Origin of the sequence: Devosia pacifica, assembly GCF_014652635.1 — a bacterium.
Classification (GTDB): Bacteria; Pseudomonadota; Alphaproteobacteria; order Rhizobiales; family Devosiaceae; genus Devosia; species Devosia pacifica.
Genome location: NZ_BMZE01000002.1, coordinates 759,015 through 776,285, shown reverse-complemented (window position 1 = coordinate 776,285; position 17,271 = coordinate 759,015). Strand labels below are relative to the sequence as shown.

General features: G+C 61.4%; 16 protein-coding genes and 1 pseudogene. 7 read left to right on the top strand and 10 right to left on the bottom strand.

The features are described from left to right. Nucleotides 1–3: 3 nt before the first annotated feature. The 6 genes from IE127_RS10860 to IE127_RS10835 all read right to left on the bottom strand — a co-directional run bounded on the left by IE127_RS10860 (nt 4) and on the right by IE127_RS10835 (nt 5,742). Complete coding sequence (locus IE127_RS10860) at nt 4–891, bottom strand: MurR/RpiR family transcriptional regulator (RefSeq protein ID WP_189425691.1); 888 nt, start codon at nt 889–891, stop codon at nt 4–6. Between the two features lie 48 nt (nt 892–939). Beyond that, nucleotides 940–1,971, bottom strand: coding sequence for an ABC transporter ATP-binding protein (locus IE127_RS10855; protein ID WP_189425690.1), 1,032 nt, complete (start codon nt 1,969–1,971; stop codon nt 940–942). Then, the gene (locus IE127_RS10850; RefSeq protein ID WP_210310475.1) at nt 1,968–2,726 is read right to left on the bottom strand and encodes a glycerophosphodiester phosphodiesterase family protein; all 759 of its coding nucleotides are present in this window, start codon (nt 2,724–2,726) and stop codon (nt 1,968–1,970) included. Before IE127_RS10850 ends, IE127_RS10855 begins: the two co-directional genes overlap by 4 nt. A gap of 22 nt (nt 2,727–2,748) precedes the next feature. Further along, on the bottom strand, nt 2,749–3,558 hold the full coding sequence (locus IE127_RS10845; RefSeq protein ID WP_189425688.1) for a carbohydrate ABC transporter permease: 810 nt from the start codon (nt 3,556–3,558) through the stop codon (nt 2,749–2,751). Next, nucleotides 3,548–4,417 (bottom strand): carbohydrate ABC transporter permease, encoded by an 870-nt coding sequence (locus IE127_RS10840; protein WP_189425687.1) that lies wholly within the window; start codon nt 4,415–4,417, stop codon nt 3,548–3,550. Before IE127_RS10840 ends, IE127_RS10845 begins: the two co-directional genes overlap by 11 nt. A 65-nt stretch (nt 4,418–4,482) precedes the next feature. Next, nucleotides 4,483–5,742 carry an ABC transporter substrate-binding protein gene (locus tag IE127_RS10835; RefSeq protein WP_189425686.1) on the bottom strand — a complete coding sequence of 420 codons (1,260 nt, stop codon included), beginning with the start codon at nt 5,740–5,742 and terminating at the stop codon, nt 4,483–4,485. A 186-nt stretch (nt 5,743–5,928) separates the two neighbouring features. On the opposite strand from IE127_RS10835, the gene IE127_RS10830 reads away from it, so the two are divergent. Continuing rightward, nucleotides 5,929–6,867, top strand: a complete 939-nt coding sequence (locus IE127_RS10830) for a CAP domain-containing protein (RefSeq protein ID WP_189425685.1) — start codon at nt 5,929–5,931, stop codon at nt 6,865–6,867. A 109-nt stretch (nt 6,868–6,976) separates the two neighbouring features. Further along, entirely contained in the window at nt 6,977–7,828 is an 852-nt protein-coding gene (locus IE127_RS10825; RefSeq protein WP_189425684.1) for an SDR family oxidoreductase, read from the top strand. 18 nt (nt 7,829–7,846) lie between these two features. On the opposite strand, the gene IE127_RS10820 is transcribed toward IE127_RS10825, so the two are convergent. Further along, the gene (locus tag IE127_RS10820; protein ID WP_189425683.1) at nt 7,847–8,968 is read right to left on the bottom strand and encodes a THUMP domain-containing class I SAM-dependent RNA methyltransferase; all 1,122 of its coding nucleotides are present in this window, start codon (nt 8,966–8,968) and stop codon (nt 7,847–7,849) included. A 119-nt stretch (nt 8,969–9,087) separates the two neighbouring features. Here IE127_RS10820 and IE127_RS10815 point away from each other — a divergent pair. Beyond that, a pseudogene (locus IE127_RS10815) lies at nt 9,088–10,503 on the top strand (M20/M25/M40 family metallo-hydrolase); the annotation flags it as partial. Here the strand turns inward: IE127_RS10815 and IE127_RS10810 are convergent. Genes IE127_RS10810 through IE127_RS10800 form a run of 3 tightly spaced genes read right to left on the bottom strand, consistent with a single transcriptional unit; the run spans nt 10,504 to nt 12,752 of the window. Then, nucleotides 10,504–10,884 (bottom strand): hypothetical protein, encoded by a 381-nt coding sequence (locus IE127_RS10810; RefSeq protein WP_189425681.1) that lies wholly within the window; start codon nt 10,882–10,884, stop codon nt 10,504–10,506. Between the two features lie 36 nt (nt 10,885–10,920). Then, complete coding sequence (locus IE127_RS10805; protein ID WP_189425680.1) at nt 10,921–11,817, bottom strand: carbohydrate kinase family protein; 897 nt, start codon at nt 11,815–11,817, stop codon at nt 10,921–10,923. Beyond that, complete coding sequence (locus IE127_RS10800) at nt 11,817–12,752, bottom strand: pseudouridine-5'-phosphate glycosidase (protein WP_189425679.1); 936 nt, start codon at nt 12,750–12,752, stop codon at nt 11,817–11,819. Before IE127_RS10800 ends, IE127_RS10805 begins: the two co-directional genes overlap by 1 nt. A 446-nt stretch (nt 12,753–13,198) precedes the next feature. Between IE127_RS10800 and IE127_RS10795 the strand changes: the two genes are divergently transcribed. From IE127_RS10795 to IE127_RS10780, 4 genes are read left to right on the top strand one after another with little or no spacing between them, the layout of a single operon-like run. After that, nucleotides 13,199–14,287, top strand: coding sequence for a polyamine ABC transporter substrate-binding protein (locus IE127_RS10795; protein ID WP_189425678.1), 1,089 nt, complete (start codon nt 13,199–13,201; stop codon nt 14,285–14,287). A 57-nt stretch (nt 14,288–14,344) separates the two neighbouring features. Beyond that, nucleotides 14,345–15,487, top strand: coding sequence for an ABC transporter ATP-binding protein (locus IE127_RS10790; protein ID WP_189425677.1), 1,143 nt, complete (start codon nt 14,345–14,347; stop codon nt 15,485–15,487). Beyond that, nucleotides 15,484–16,425 carry an ABC transporter permease subunit gene (locus IE127_RS10785; protein WP_244640114.1) on the top strand — a complete coding sequence of 314 codons (942 nt, stop codon included), beginning with the start codon at nt 15,484–15,486 and terminating at the stop codon, nt 16,423–16,425. Before IE127_RS10790 ends, IE127_RS10785 begins: the two co-directional genes overlap by 4 nt. After that, nucleotides 16,422–17,228, top strand: a complete 807-nt coding sequence (locus IE127_RS10780) for an ABC transporter permease subunit (protein ID WP_189425676.1) — start codon at nt 16,422–16,424, stop codon at nt 17,226–17,228. The genes IE127_RS10785 and IE127_RS10780 overlap by 4 nt, the downstream gene beginning before the upstream one ends. Nucleotides 17,229–17,271 lie beyond the last annotated feature (43 nt).

Below are 17,271 nucleotides of genomic sequence, written 5' to 3'. Positions count from 1 at the left end.
CACTCACCGCCCGAGGCGTGTCGGCAGGCCGGCGCGAAACGACTTGAACGTGTCGAGCGCACGCAACGAGTTGCCGCCATCAATCGCCGCGAGATCCAGAATGACCGCGTTGGCGATCGTCATCGGCACCACCAGCGATTGCGATTGGCCGACACCGCCACGCGACACGGAGATCTGATGATCGGGGGCCGGATCGATGCGGGTGCCGGTCAGGTCACTCAGGGCCAATGTGGTTGTGGCCGTCTCGGCAGCAATGGCGCGAACATCGAGCACTACCTGGGCGGGTTTCCGGAACGTCAGGAGCCACAGCACGTCCTGGTCCGTCATGCCGGTCAGCACCTCGGGAAGTTGATGCATCTGGCCCGCAAGATCGATCGAGTCATACCCTGAGCGCCGCAACCTCAAGGCGATGAGTGCGGACAGGGTCGCTGCATGGCTTCTACCCAGAACGAAGATCTTGCGCGCCTTCATCAGCGCAGTCGAGAACGCACGGATATCGGCGTCTCGAACCGTTGTGCGCACGTGCTGTAGCGCGGCAATTTCGCTGTCGAGGATAGAAGAGAGGACGTCTCCCTCCTCGGCGCGCACCAGCCGCGCGGCCATGCGCGCTGCCGGGTTCTCGAAGTCGCCTGCTACGCTATCAACCAGATTGGCCTGAAGGAACGTTCTGAACTCCGGATAGCCGGAAAAGCCGAGCCGTCGTGCCAGCCGCACGGCCGAAGCAGGATGCACACCGGCACGCGATGAGACCTCCTTGCCGTTCTCCATGGCGCCGCGAATGGGATCGCGCACCAAAACGTCAAGAAGACGGGCGTCGGCCTCCGTCAGCCGCGCGGCGTTGTGCGCGATCAGATCGCCAAGAAACCTTGGCAGTTCGTGCTGCTCAGTCATCGTACGGTTGCCGTTGTCACCGCAGATCGCCCGGCAGCCCCTCGGGCACTATGCAGCCGCCTCGACCCGGTTGCCGGTCTCGCCATCGAAGAACAGAGCATCATCAAGGTCATAACTGATCCAGCAGTCTCCCGTACCTCGAGGCAAGTGTTTGCGCGCGGTGACAACCGTAACCCTGCCGGCGGGCGTCTCGCAATGAACGATGATGTCGGATCCGGTCATTTCCGAAAGCACGATTTTCGCAGGTAGAGCGGGCCCGAGCGGCTTGTCGAGCTCGACATGCAGCATCTCGGGACGAAGCCCCACCAGCCGCGTACTATTGCCCAAACGCTCGGAGAGCTTTTCAGCGGGCAGGAAGTTCATCGTCGGCATGCCGAGAAAACTTGCGACAAACCGGTTTTGCGGACGGTCATAGATCGCTTCCGGCGTATCGAACTGTTGCAGATGTCCGTCTTTCATCACCGCGATCCGGTCGGCGAGCGACAGCGCCTCGGTCTGGTCGTGCGTCACATAGATCATCGTGGCACCGAGCTGGCGATGCAAATCCTTGATCTCGGTGCGCATGGCGACACGCAAGGCGTTGTCGAGATTGGATAGCGGCTCGTCCATGAGAAACGTCGAACTATTGCGTGCCATGGCACGTCCCATGGCAACGCGCTGGCGCTGTCCGCCGGACAAAGCGCCCGGCTTGCGGCCGAGGTAAGGGGTGAGTTGCAGCGTCGCCGCAACGCTGTCGGCGCGTGCATGGCGCTGCGCCTTGGGCATGCCGCGCAGTTCGAGTCCGAAGGCAATGTTCTCGCGCACCGTCATGTGCGGATAAAGCGCATAGTTCTGGAAGATCATCGCGATGTCGCGGTCTTGCGGTGCAAGCTGGTTCGCGCGCTTGCCGTCGATCAGGATATCTCCTTCGCGGCAGCTTTCGAGCCCGGCAATCAGGCGCAACAAGGTCGATTTCCCGCACCCCGACGGCCCGACAATGACGATGAACTCGCCCGGCTCGATACGCATGCTCACGCCGTGAAGCACTTCCGGCCCGCCGGCATAGGACTTGCGAATATCGCGCAGTTCGATCCCGCTCATGCTGATATCTCCTGGTTCCTCAGGCGCCACGCCTCGCGCACCGCGATCGCCAGGCTGGGGCGATCGGTGGTGAAAACCTTGGCGCCAAGTGCGAGCGCTTTTTCGATCTGCTGTGCGGAATGGGCGGCCCAGCACCCGAACGCGATGCCCTCTGAAACCAGTGCGTCACGAATCTCCGGCGTCGCCGTGTCGATGTTGAGCCCGATTTCCGGCACGTTGTATTGCCTTGCAACGGATATCATCGCCTTGACACCCAGCTGGTGAAGGACCGGCGGACTGACGAGCCACAAGAAGGGCTGGTCGCTGCTCTGTTGCAATGCGATCAGCGTCTCGAGAAGAAAAGAAGAGAACACGGTCGTTTCGAGCCTGCCGTTCGCTGCAAGCGTCTCGATGACACGGGGCACAAAGTCCCGGTAGCCGTGCCCAGCAGCTCCCGGCTTGAACTCGCAACGGAAAGCAACGGGGCTGTTTTCAAACAGCGCGCACAGCTCCTCAAGGGTCAGCGGGTGGCTGCCGCCGGAATAATCGATCGTGGCGGCGCGCACGTCGGTGCTCGTCATTTCGGCGATGATACCGGAGCGATCTGTCGTGCGGTCGAGCGTCGGATCGTGATGAACGATGATTGCGCCATCGGCAGTCGGGTGGACGTCGAACTCGACCTCTTCCAGCGCCATCGCGGCAGTTGCGGAAAAACCGGCTGGCGTGCTGTCGCCAAACTCGAGCGTGCCACCCCGATGAGATGCAATGCGTGTCAAATCTGTTTCTTTCATATTCTAGCTACTTCACCGCACCCATGGTGATGCCACGCACCAGGTGCCGTTCCACCAGGACGAAGCCGGCGATGACCGGCAGAAGCGTGATGGTGGACGCCGCCATGACCAGCGGCCAATCGATCGGCCCTTCCCCAGGATTAATCCGATAGAGCCGGGCGAGCCCTACCTGCAGGGTATAAAGGTCCTGATCGCCGACAGCGACCAAGGGCCAGATGTAGCTGTTCCACTCAGTAATGAAGATGTAGAGCCCCATCGACAGAATGGCTGGGCGCGCCAGCGGCACGATTACCCGCCAGAGCACCTTTAGGGGCGTTGCGCCATCCATGTAGGCCGCCTCATCGAGCGCACGCGGGATACCGCGGATATACTGACGCAGGAAGAAGGCCGCAAAACCGTTGGAAATCGCCGGCAGAATCAACCCGGCATAGGTATCGAGCAGCCCGACCCCGGCAAGCGTCAGGTAATTCGGGATCAGGCTGATATGGCTCGGGATCATGAGCGTGGCGACGACCGCCCCGAACATCAGATTGCCGCCGGGAAAGTCGAAACGCGCAAAGGCGAAGGCGGCCATTGTTGCGACCGTGATGCCGATCAGCGTCACGAGGCCCGATACCAGCAGGCTGTTGAACAAATAGCGCGCGAAATTGTACTGCCCTATGGCCCGGCCGTAATTGTCGAGGGTAAACTCGAAGCCGCCCGTATAATACGCGGTCGCCGTCTGGAACGACATCCAGATCGAATAAAGGACTGGCGAGAGAAAAAGCAGCCCCGCCAGCAGTGCCAGGATGGTGAGCAAACGATTGTCAGGCTTCATAGTGCACCTTGCGTCCGAGAACGCGTGACTTGATCACGGCAAGAACGATCAGCAGCACGAACAGCATGACCGCCAGCGCCGACCCCTGCCCGATGTCGAACAGCGTAAAGCCGATCCGGTAGAGCATGTTGACCAGCATGTTGGTGGATCCCGCCGGCCCACCCTGCGTCATCACATCGACGATGGTGAAGATCTGAAAGGCCTCGATCACCGAGACAACCAGCAGGAAATAGGTCGTCGGCATCACCAGCGGCACCGTTATCCGCCGAAAGACGTGAAAGCGCCGGCCGCCATCGACAGCCGCTGCGTCGTAGAGCTCCGTCGGCACGGCTTGGAGCCCCGCGATATAGATGATGATGTCATATCCGAGCTGCTTCCAGGTGTTGACGATGATGATCACCCAAAGCGCCAGTGTCGGGCTTTGCAGCCACGTGATCTTTGGCAGCCCAAACAGCGACAGGAGGGCGTTCGCCATTCCGTAGTCTGTCGCGAACACCCAGGAGAACACCACCGCGATCGAGACTGTCGAAGTCACCGAAGGCAGAAAGAGCGCACCGCGCAGTAACCGCGATGCTGCGGTTTCGCGCACGAGAAAGCTTGCGATCCCGATTGCCAGCAGCAGCCTGATCGGCACCGAAATGACCGCGAAAAGCGCGGTAACTCTCAGCGCGTTCCAGAATTCGTGGGTATTGAGCAGCTGCGTGTAATTGTCGAGGCCGACAAACGGCCGGTCGGGCGACATGAAGTCCCACTCCCGAAAGCTCAGGTCGAGACTCGTCAGGATCGGGATGTAAGTGAAGACCGCGATGAACGCCATCAACGGCAAGGCGAGAAGATAGGGGGTGAGCTTGCGAAGCATTGTGGCGTTTCCGGACAGGTCGGCGAGCCCGAAAGTTCCGGGCTCGCCCTATCGAGACGTTGCGATTAACGAGCGAGCCGGTCGGCCTCGTCGCGCGTGCGTGCGGCGAACTCGGTCAGCGTGTCTTCGACAGTGCGCTGTCCCAGTGCCATGGCCTGCCAGAGGTCGTACTCGCTGGAACGCATCCAGGTGACGACCGGCGGACGCGGGCGGCCCTGTGCGAAGTCGAGCTGGTTGATCGCCACGTCGATGCCCGGCTTGCTTTCGAGCGCGTCCGCTGCCAGAGGCTGTTCAGCGGTTGAACGGTTGATCGGCATGTAACCGGTCGCCGAGAACCAGATGGCGTTGGACTCTGGGTTCGCGGCGAAGCTCATGAACTGGTAGGCCGCGTCCTTCACGTCCTGGTCAGCACTTTCGAGAATGCCGATGCCTGCACCGCCGATTGGCACGGAGCACACCTTGTTGCACGGCATCGGCCGCACCACGAGATTTTCGCCCAGCGCTTCACGGGCGCTGCCGTAATTGCCGGTCGAAGCGAAATTGATGCCGACGCGGCCGGCGAGGAATGCATCGCCCCCGGTATCCTCGTCGGTCACGTTGTCGACCGAGGCGACCTCGTGCTCGTGCACCAGTGACGCCATCCATTCATACGCCTCGATGGTGTTCGGTGCATCGAGCAGAACCTCGCCGCTTTGCGGATCGATGAGGTTGCTGTCATTGCTCATCACCAGGCCCCAACGGGCGAACTGGCCGGGCGCCGCGATGCCGAACACGCCTTCATCGCCGAGCTCATCGGTGATCTGCTGTGCAGCAGCCAGGATGTCGTCGAACGTTTCAAGAGACGGCTCTTCGGCAAAGCCTGCGCGATCGAAGATGTCCTTGTTGTAGTAGACGACCGGCGTCGAGGAGTTGAACGGAATGATGTAGTTCTTGCCGTTATAAACGCCGATTTCCCGGGCGAAATCATAGAGTTCGTCCCTGAGCGGATCGGCCTCGAGATAGGCTGTGAGGTCGGTAAGGATGCCGCGTTCTGCGAACAGACCGTAGCGGGTCACTTCCATGATCACGGCATCGGGTTCGCGCCCGGCCGGGATCGCTGCCTGAAGCTGGGTGACGATATCCTCATAGTTGCCGACATGCTCGGCTTCGATGGTGATGTCCGGATTGGCGGCCTCGAAGTTCTCGATGATCTGGGCCAGCGCTTCTCCGGACGAGCCGCCGAAGCTGTGCCAGAACTCGACCGTGACTTGAGCCGAAGCCGATGTGGCGGACGCCAGAAGTGCGAATGCGCTGATGGCGAGCGTCGATTGCAATTTCGATGTCATATTTGCTTCCCCTGCAATTACGATTGCACGGTCATCTACTCCGCATGCACGACAGCTGCTTGAACAAGCCATGACGGTTCTATGAACTCGGCGGCCCATCGCGGAAGAAACGCTGCTGTCATCCTCATTCCCGTGGATGGGGGAGCAAAGTTCATCGTCACCCGTTCTCCAAGAGCCGGAGGTCAGATGATGAAAATACAAAGCCTTGTGTTCGGTCTTTTTGCCGCGCTGTCGCTGGTGCCGAGCGTGGCGGCGACGGAACTGGGCACCGACGAACTTGATGCTTTGCGCCAGGAGGCGCTCGACCTGGTCAATCAGGTCCGCGAGGAAAATGGGCTTGAGAGCCTGTCCCTTACACCAACGCTCAATGAGGCGGCGCAAGGCCACGCCGCCCACATGCTGGCGGACGACTTTTACGCCCATGTCAGTCCCAATGGGACGACGCCCATGGATCGATATCTCGAGGCGGGAGGGAACCAGTGGCGGGTCGTGAGAGAAAACATCGCTCGTTGCGCAAATTGCCCGGTGCCACCGCAGGAAGAGCGTTTGCGCTCCTTCCAGCAAGGCTGGATGAATAGTCCTGACCACCGCGAAAACATTCTGGCGGAGGGGCTCGACAGTTTCGGTTTCGGCGTTTCGGGCGAGGCCGGTGAGGTCTTCGCCGTACAGATGTTTTCAGGCGCGGGAACATCGCGCGGCCTCGATGACGATGAACAGGCGCAAGCGCTGCCGCCAGACGAAATGGGCGAGCGCCTGGCAGAGATTGTGAACCGGCTACGCGAAGACGGCGAGCCGCTATCCCCGGCGTCAGCGCTGTCGGCTGCCGCGCAAGAGCTGCTGCCGGATCCCCTCTCCGAAGGCATGGCAATACCGAACGAGGGCCTGTTCGACCTGCTGCCGCAACAGCAGCGCTCAGAGTGGCGGCAGCTCCAGATACTGTCCTCGACCTGCGGTGGCTGCGGCACCAAGCCGACAGCTCAGGATATCGAGGCGTTCGTCGAGCAGTGGATGGACAGTGACGAGTACCGCTCGATCCTGCTGGAGGCAGCGGCAGGCGATGTCGGATTTGCCATGCGTGCTGATGGTGAGGGCCAGAAGATCGGCATCGCGATCATCGGCCGTTGATCAGATGCTGACGAAATTCAGCCTGGTTACAGCGATGTGCGTACTTATCGCGGCGGGGCGCCAAGCCTAGGTGAAGCGTGAGCTTAGGCCAAAGAAAGGAAAAGCCACCATGTACGCAGTGACAGGAGCAACAGGCGAACTCGGACGCCTCGCCGTCGCCGCCTTGGCGAAAAAGACCTCACCCGATCAGATTGTTGCGATCGTGCGTAGCGCCGACAAGGCCGCCGACGTCTTGCCGGAAGGCGTCGAGATACGCATCGCCGATTACGATCAGCCGGCAACGCTTGCGCCTGCGCTTGATGGGGTGACCCACCTGTTGCTGATCTCCTCGAACGATCTGCAGAGCCGGCAACGTCAGCACCGCGACGTGATCGAGGCGGCAAAGTCCGCCGGGGTCGCGTTTATCGCCTATACCAGTATTCTCAAGGCTGACACCTCGCCGATCGGCCTTGCCGAGACTCACCGCGATACCGAGGCGGCAATCCGCGAATCCGGGATCAGCCACGCAATGCTGCGCAACAGCTGGTACTTCGAGAATTATCTCGCAGGGCTGCCGACGACGCTCGAACATGGCGTAATGATTGGCGCAGCGGGAGACGGACGTATCTCCGCAGCAACCCGGGCCGACTACGCAGAGGCCGCAGCCACAGTGCTGGCAAACGGCGAGACCGGCGTCTTCGAGCTCGGTGGCGACACCAGCTTTACTATGAGCGAACTGGCGGCCGAAATCAGCCGTCAGACCGGACGCGACATCCCCTATAAGGATATGAGCGAAAGCGCGTATGCCGATGCGTTGCAGCAGGCCGGGCTTCCGGCGCCGGTCGCCTCCATGCTGGCAGATGGTGACGCGGGCATCGCGAAAGGTGCGCTTCATGACGACAGCAAGACCCTGAGTCGGCTGATCGGTCGGCCCACAACGCCCTACTCGACCTCAATCGCCGAGGGCTTGCGCACATCCTAGCGCTACCGAACGCCCGCTTCAGAGCCGGCCGGTCTGGTAGAGCGTCACGCGGATGCCGCCATGCTGGACCGGCGCTGCGGTCGGCAGGAACGGAAGCCGTGTGGCTTTCGCAAGATCACGATCGGCAGTGATGATGCCAACCCGCCAGCCGCCAAAGCGGCTCTTCAGCACTTCGCCGAGGCGTCGATGCAACGCGACAAGCGGCGCCTTGTTGCCGATGCGGGTGCCATAAGGCGGGTTGACGATCACAAGCCCCGTTTTTCTGTCTGGCGGCTCGAGCGCATCGATGCTGGTGACGCTGAACTGCGTTAACCCGGCGACGCCCGCACGTTCAGCGTTCTCACCGCTCATGCGCACGGCACCCGGATCGCGATCGCTGCCGAACGCTGAAACTGCTTGCGGCTCGTCGACTGAAGATAAGGCGGCAGCACGCAGCTCCGCCCATCTGGTTTTATCGAAGCTCGATAGCTGCTCGAATGCGAAATCACGCCCTCGCCCCGGGAGCAGGCCGGCGCTGATTTCAGCAGCTTCGATAACGAATGTTCCCGAACCGCACATCGGATCGAGCAGCGTTTCGCCCGGCTGGTACCCGCACTGGCGCAGGAACAAAGCTGCCATCGTTTCGCGCATGGGCGCCCGGTTGAGCGCCTGCTTGAAACCGCGCTTATGCAGCGACTCGCCGCTGGTATCGATGCTCAGCGTGACAAGATCGTCTTCGATCCGCACCATCACCCGCACCTGCGCCTCCTGCGATTGCGGCGCGCCGAGCGTCTCAGTTATCGCCGTCGCCACCCGCTCTGCTGCGGCGCCCGCATGATAAATCCGCGAGCGTTTGCACGCCGCCTCGACCTTTATCGGCACATGCGCACGCAACACCTCGCCCCACGCGATCTTGCGGGCGCGCTTGTCCAGCTGCGCCAGATGCATTGCCCGAAATTCGCCAATGCGTGCCAGCACGCGTGTCGCTCCGCGCAACACAAGGTTCGCGCGCCATACATCGACCCAGGTGCCGTCGAATGCCACACCGCCCTCGACTTGGCGTGCGTCGACAAACCCTGCTTCGACAGCCTCTTCGAGAAGAGCCGGCTCGAGGCCGGGTACAGCCACCAGATAGATTTCAAACGCGTTGGTGGATGTCATCTGCCTACTGACACGGTTGCAATGCGCTTGCGTTAGCATGTGCGCATGCCGCGTGCTACCAGCCAGAACGCTCAGCGCCGGTAGACAGGCGGGCTGTATTTGGCCACTGTCGCGCGCCAGCACAAAGGGAGTCGCGACGAATGCCAGTTTCCAGCACAACCACAGATGCAGTTCTGGCCCGTGTCGATGCGGGGCTCGATGACAGTCTTGAGCGGCTGATGGAGCTGATGCGTATCCGCTCGATCTCGACAGATCCGGAATACGCCGGCGAATGCCAGGCCGCGGCGAGCTGGCTGCGCGGTGCTCTCGACGAAATCGGATTTGCGGCGGATCTCCACCAGACCGAAGGACACCCGCTGGTTCTTGGACGTGATCACAGCGCCGATGGTCCGCGCGTTCTGTTTTACGGGCACTACGATGTGCAGCCTGTTGACCCCCTAGAGCTGTGGGATACGGATCCATTCTCCCCGGAAATCCGTGAGGCGGAGGATGGCACCCGGATCATCGTCGGGCGCGGCTCGTCCGACGACAAGGGTCAGTTGATGACCTTCATCGAAGCGTGTCGCGCCTTCAAGGCAGAAACCGGCAGCATGCCGATCGGCGTCACTCTGTTGCTCGAAGGCGAAGAAGAGAGCGGCGGCAAGAACCTGCCGCCTTTCATCTCGGCTTACAAGCAGGCGCTGAAGGCCGATATCGCGCTGGTTTGCGATACCGATATGTGGAACCGCGATACCCCTTCGATCACCACGATGTTGCGCGGCCTTGTCGGCGAGGAAATTGTCATCACCTGCGCCAACAAGGATCTGCATTCCGGCATGTTCGGCAATGCCGCGCGCAATGCCAATCAGGTGCTGGCCGACATCATCGCGTCACTGCGCGACGAGAATGGCCGCGTCACCGTCGATGGCTTTTATGACGATGTGGCCGAACTGCCCGATACCGTGCGCGAACAATGGCAAACCCTCGGCTTCGATGAGCAGGCGTTTCTCGGCTCTGCCGGCCTCAGCATTCCCGCAGGCGAAAACGATCGGAGCGTGCTTGAGCAGCTGTGGAGCCGTCCGACCTGCGAGATCAACGGACTATCCGGCGGCTATACCGGCGCCGGGTTCAAGACGGTTATTCCGGCTAAGGCCAGCGCCAAGATCTCGTTTCGGCTTGTGGCCGACATGGACCCGCAAAAAGTGCGCGACGCTTTCCGCCGCCACGTCCGTGCCCGCCTGCCGGACGATTGCAGCGCCGAATTTCACGATCACGGCGCGGCGCCGGCCCTCAATGTTCCCGCTGACGGGCCGATGTTGCAAAAAGCGCTCGGCGCCTTGAGCGCCGAGTGGCCGAACGATGCGGTGATCACCGGGTCAGGGGGCTCGATTCCGGTTGGCGGTGAGTTCAAGCGCACGCTTGGCCTCGATACGCTCTTCATCGGCTTTGCCCAGAACGACGACCGCATCCATTCGCCGAACGAGAAATACGATCTGCAGAGCTTTCACAAGGGAATCCGGAGCTGGGTGCGCATCCTCGCGGCACTCGCCGACTAGCTAGTCGAACGTCACGTCCTCAAGGGTCCCGCCGCGCTTCATCAATTCCTTGATGAGGCCAGCGATCTTCGGGCCCTCATTGGCGCAGAACCCGGTGACATCGAGCGCATGGAAGGCGGGACCGTAATAGTCGGCATCATAGCGCTCGACCGTCAGCTGCATCTGATCGGCTAGTTGATCGGCGGTATCAACGATCAGCAGCCACTCCGCGTCGGTCAGCGCGAAGTCTTCACAGTTCATGCCTGCAACATTGGCAACGACGAGGCGCTGCAGGAGAATTTCAGCAGCCCGACCAAAGACATGGTCGGTGGGTGCTGGCGCGGCAGCAAGCTGCGGCGTACAGCAAAAAACCATGAACAGTGTGGCGACGAGCCTGCGCACGATGACATCCTCCGTCGCGTTCAACCTCGCATGGCCCTAGTTCGGCGTCGAGTCCGGTCTCCCACCAAGCCGCGCGACCGCCCGCGCCCCCGCTGCAATGCCTCGCGCCAATTGCTCTTCGAGCGGAAGTGCCGCAAGACGCGCCGCAAGGAACCCGGCAGCAAAGGCATCCCCTGCCCCGGTGCTGTCGACCACATCAGCCGGAAGGCCCTCTGCCGATGCAGAGATTCCCTGCCGCGTTCCGACTGACGCCCCGGCGGCGCCCTGCTTGAGGATGATGGTTTCGCATCGTTCGCCAAGGCGTGCACATTGACTCTGCGGCTCGTCACTGCCGGCCAACAGCGCCGCTTCAGCAGCGTTGGCTAACAACAGGCTAGTCCCCGTAGCCCATTCCAGAAATCGATCCGGCCCCACTTCGGCAAGAAAACCGGTCGAGGCAGCATCGATCGCGGTCTCTATGCCACGCTCCCGTGCCGATGCCAGAAGCGCAAGTACCGCCGCGCGCGGACCATCGGCAAAAAGACTATAGCCGGACACAAGAACGACGCCGACGTCGTCGAGGAGGTCAGTCGGCAGGTCGGTGGCAGACAGGCTGACATTGGCGCCGCGATCGGTCAGAAAGCTGCGCTCACCCGATTCATCGAGCAGGGTGACCAGAACCCCTGTCGGCAGCGCAGGATCGGCCGCCAGAACGGCCTCGACCCCCCGCGCCCTAAAGCTCGTCGCCAGCGTCTCCTGATCGCCGGCGCCGACACGCGCCGCGAACCGCGTCGGCACGCCAAGTGCCGCCAGCCACTCGGCCTGATTGGCACCGGAGCCGCCAGGATGGCTGCGAATGGTCGCGGCCCTGTCGGAGCCGATGACCATCGGCCCATGCGGACGTACGATGACATCAGTCATCACATCCCCGACAACGAGGGCAGAGAGTGTCATCAGCGCTTCTGGGAGCCGGTGATCTGCGCCAGGGCCACGGCCGCCTCTGCGGCAACCCGCGCATTGTTGCGAACCAGCGCGATGTTCGCTTCGAGCGACCGCCCGCCTGTGAGCTCAAAAATGCGCTGCAACAGAAACGGGGTGAGGCCCTTGCGGCTCACGCCAGCCAAAGAGGCATCCTCGAGCGCCTTCGTGATGTAGCTCTCAATTTCTTCGGGCGCATAGGCGTCAGCTTCCGGGATCGGATTGGCCACCAGCATGCCGCCATTGCCGAGTTCCGACTGTATGGCGATCAGGCGGGCCAGCGCCGTCGGGTCGTCGACGCGGTGATCGACGCCATGGCCGCTTTCCCGCGCCCAGAACGCCGGAAAGGAATCTGTGCCGTATCCGATCACAGGGACGCCCTTTGTTTCGAGCACCTCGAGTGTCTTGGCGATATCAAGAATTGACTTGGCGCCGGCGCAGACGACCGTCACCGGAGTTCGCGACAACTCCTCGAGATCTGCCGACACATCAAAGCTCTCTTCGGCACCGCGGTGAACGCCGCCAATGCCGCCAGTCGCAAAGATCTTGATGCCGGCGAGAGCCGCGATCTGCATCGTGGTCGCCACGGTCGTCCCGGCCATCGCGCCCGACACCAAGAGAGCCGCGACATCCCGGCGCGAAGCCTTTTCCGCCGATCCACCCGAGCGCGCCAGCTCCTCGAGATCCTGATCAGTCAACCCGACCTTCAGCTGTCCGCCCATGATCGCGATCGTGGCGGGAATTGCGCCGGCCTCGCGCACAACGGTCTCGACACCGCGCGCCATTTCGAGGTTTTGCGGATACGGCATGCCGTGGGTGATGATGGTCGACTCGAGCGCCACCACCGCCTGTTTATCTGCGATGGCCGCGGCAATCTCGTCAGTGATCGACAGATAGGCCTGTGCGTGCATGCATGCTCCACTTCGCGAAACCCGGATTTCGAGGTCCTATTGCGCCAGCTAACGATCGCGTCAAGCGGATCAAGCAAAATGCGCACGGCATCCTTTGATCCTCTTGCGAGACATCGGATTTGCCGCTAGCGTTTTCGCGCTAACGCTTGACCGACGGGTGGAAGTCAACTGCACGCCAACTTGGTTGATCTCACTCGGGCCGCGGACGAAAATTCGCCTGCCCTTGAGTGTTCGAGGCCTGATCTGTCGACGGTGCGTAGCTCTTGCCGCGCCGCGGCTGGCACACGCTATATCACGACTGTCAGCTCAATTGTTCATTGTGGGAATTCTCTGCCATGCGGCTTGATGCTGCCAATGGCCGAGCGCACTGGAATGTAACCCCTCCCGGGGCCGCTTCGCGCGCCCCCTTCGCACCCTCGCTTCTCACTTTCGCAAAGGACTTCGAGATGAAGACGCCGCTCGCACTTGCCCTTGCAGGGCTCAGTCTCGCAACGCCTGTTCTGGCTCAGGATCAGGTGGTCAATGTCTATAACTGGTCGGACTACATCGCCGAGGACACGCTCGACCGGTTCACCGAGGAAACAGGCATCACGGTGAACTACGATGTCTTTGATTCCAACGAATTGGTGGAAGCCAAGCTGCTTGCGGGCAATTCCGGCTATGATGTCGTCGTGCCCTCTGGCTTTTTCCTCGAGCGTCAGATCGCAGCCGGCCTGTTCCAGCCGCTCGACAAGTCTGCCCTGCCCAACCTCGAGAACATGGATCCCGAGGTGATGGAGTCGACCGCCTCGCACGATCCAGGCAACGAATATGGCGTCGACTATATGTGGGGCACCACCGGGCTCGGCTACAACGTTGCCGAACTTACCGAGCGGCTAGGCGAAGATGCCGCACTCGACACCTGGGATCTGCTGTTCGACCCCGCAACCGTCGAAAAACTCGCCGATTGCGGCGTCACAATGCTCGACGCTCCGGCGGAAGCCTACGCGGCGGCTCTCAACTATCTTGGTCTCGATCCCAATTCCGAGACGGAAGAAGACCTCGCGGCGGCCGAAGAGCTTCTGGCCTCCGTTCGTCCCTATATCCGCTATTATCATTCCTCGCAGTACATCGACGATCTCGCGAATGGCGAGATCTGCCTCGCCATGGGATATTCCGGCGATGTGTTCATTGCCGAGGCTGCAGCTGAAGAGGCGGGCCAGGGTATCGAGATCGCCTACACCATTCCCGAGGAAGGCGCTCTCAAGTGGTTCGACATGTTCGCGATCCCGGCCGATGCGCCGCACCCCGAGGCCGCGCATGAATTCATCAACTTCATGCTGCGTGCCGACATCGCTGCTGCCAATACCAACTATGTCTATTATGCCTCGGGCAACGAAGCGGCTCTTGAACTGATCGACGAGGAGGTCAAGTCCGATCCGGCGATCTATCCGACGCCGGAAGTCTCGGAGAACCTGTTCACCCTCAACGCCCACACCCCGCAATACGACGAAATGCTCACCTCGAGCTGGACCCGCGTCAAACTCGGGCAATAAAGCACCAATAGAAGGGAGCCGGTCAGTCCGGCTCCCGGACTCCAGCTTGGGACCGCCATGGCCAAGAAGCCTCAGATAGCCGCTGAAACCCGCCCATGGCGCGATCCGGATGCGCAGCCATTCGTACGGATTTCGGGCGTCACAAAGAAATTCGGCGATATATACGCCGTCGATGACGTGTCGCTCGATATCTACAAGGGTGAACTGTTCTGCCTTCTCGGCGGCTCTGGTTCGGGGAAGTCGACCCTGTTGCGCATGCTCGCCGGTTTCGAGGAGCCGACGGTCGGCAGCATCGCCATAGACGGGCAGGATATGGCGGGCGTGCCGCCATATCGGCGTCCGGTCAACATGATGTTCCAGTCCTATGCCTTGTTCCCGCACATGAGCGTGGCACAAAATGTCGCCTATGGGCTCAAGCGCGACGGCCTGGACCGCACGGCAATCACTGAGCGTGTCGATGAATTATTGTCGCTGGTGCGGCTTGAAGGCTACGGCAAACGCAGGCCCGATCAGCTCTCTGGCGGTCAGCGTCAGCGCGTTGCCTTGGCGCGCTCGCTGGCGCGTCGCCCGAAGCTGTTGCTGCTCGACGAACCGCTCGGGGCGCTGGACAAGAAGCTGCGCGAGCAGACCCAGTTCGAGCTAGTCAAGATTCAGGAAACGCTTGGCGTCACCTTCATCGTGGTCACCCACGATCAGGAAGAGGCGATGAGCCTTGCAACCCGCATCGGCGTGATGAACGAGGGCCGCATCGCGATGATCGGCGAACCGCAGGATATTTACGAGTTTCCCAATTCGCGGTTCGTCGCCGGCTTTATCGGCTCGGTCAATCTCGTTGAAGGCGTGGTGACCGAAGACGAGGACGATCACGTGCGCATCCGCTCTGCAGAGCTCGGCTGCGACATCTATGTCAGCCACGGTGTCGACTGTGCCCCCGAGCAGATCCTGTGGTGGGCGATCCGACCGGAAAAGATCACGCTGACGCGCGAACCGCCCGAGGGTGACGCGAACGTCACCAAGGGCACCGTGGAAGATATCGCCTATCTCGGCGATATGAGCGTTTATCGTGTATTGCTGGAAAGCGGAAAGCGCCTGACGGTGACACGGCCAAACCTCCACCGCAGCGACCCGGACGGCATCACCTGGGATGAACAGGTCTATGCCAGCTGGGGCGGCTTTTCCGGTTCGGTGCTGACATCGTGAGTCAATCCGAAACACCCTTGCGTACGCGCTGGTACACCAAGCTCTTCGGCCCCGGCGCAGCATCCGGCCGAGCGCTCGTCATCTTTGCGCCCGTCGCCTGGCTGACTGTATTCTTTGTCGTGCCACTGGCGGTGGTGTTCGGCATTTCGCTGGCGATCAAGGAGTTTGGACGCCCGCCTTATTCCGACCTTTTGACGGTAGGTGAAGGCGGCACGGTCCAACTGACCCTCCACCTCTCGAACTATTTGCGGATCATCACCGATCCGCTCTATGTCACCGCCTATCTCAGCTCCATCCGCATCGCCGCCATCTCGACAATCGTTGCGCTGCTGATCGGCTATCCGATGGCCTATTTTATCGCGCGTGCGCGCGATCCGTGGCGCAACGTGCTGTTGATGCTGGTGATCCTGCCGTTCTGGACCTCGTTTCTTTTGCGCGTTTATGCGCTGTCCGGCTTCATGCGCGGCAATGGCGTCATCAACGGGCTGTTGGGCATCTTCGGGATCGAGCCGATCCAGATGATGCAGACCGATTTCGCCGTCTATGTCGGCATCGTCTACACCTATCTGCCATTCATGGTGCTGCCGCTGTTCACAACGCTCGTCAAGCTCGACGTATCGCTGCTCGAAGCGTCCGCGGATCTCGGCGCAAAGCCATGGCAGACGTTCTGGTCGATCACCCTGCCGCTGTCCTTGCCGGGTATCGCTGCTGGCTCGATGCTGGTCTTTATCCCCGCAATCGGCGAGTTCGTTATTCCCTCACTTCTCGGCGGACCGTCAACGCTGATGATTGGGCGCGTGCTGTGGGACGAGTTCTTCTCAAATACCAACTGGCCGCGCGCCTCGGCGGTCGCCGTCGCCATGCTGTTGATCGTCGTCGTGCCGATCATGCTGATGCAGCGGGCGCAGGACGCGGTGGTTGAGGGGCGTACGCGATGAGGCGGAACTGGCTGATCCTCAGTCTCACCGTGTTCGGCTTCGCGTTCCTTTATGGGCCGATCCTTTCGCTGATCATCTTTTCGTTCAACGACAACCGGCTGGTTACCGTCTGGTCGGGCTTTTCGACCCGATGGTACGCCGAACTGTTCGCCGACACACAGATCCTCGATGCTGCCTGGCTGAGCTTCTGGATTGCCGTGGCGAGCGCCAGCATCGCGCTCGTTCTCGGAACCCTATGTTCTGTCGCGCTCGTGCGCTTCAGGCGCTTCCGCGGCCGCACCGCTCTCGCCGGCATGGCCTCGGCGCCGCTGGTGATGCCGGACGTGATCACCGGTTTGTCGCTATTGCTTCTGTTCGTTTCGATGGAGAGCCTGATCGGCTGGCCGGCGGGCCGTGGCGTCGGCACCATTATCATTGCGCATACCACCTTCTGCATCGCCTACATAACCGTCGTCGTGCGGTCGCGCCTGTCGGATCTCGACCTCAGCCTCGAGGAAGCGGCAATGGATCTCGGGGCCACGCCTGTGCGCGTGTTCTTCGACATCACCCTGCCGATCATCTCGCCGGCGCTTGTCTCCGGCTGGCTCCTTGCGTTCACGCTGTCGCTCGATGATCTGGTGATCGCAAGCTTTGTGTCCGGCCCAGGCTCCTCGACATTGCCGATGGTGATCTATTCCAAGATCCGGCTGGGCGTTTCTCCGGACGTCAATGCACTCGCGACGATTATCATCGCCATCGTCACCGTAGGCGTGCTCGCCGCAACCCTCCTGCAGATGCGCCGCAGCGCCCGCAAGAGCAGCTGATGAGCCCCCTGCTCACAATTTTTGTGAGGACTTGCCAGATCGA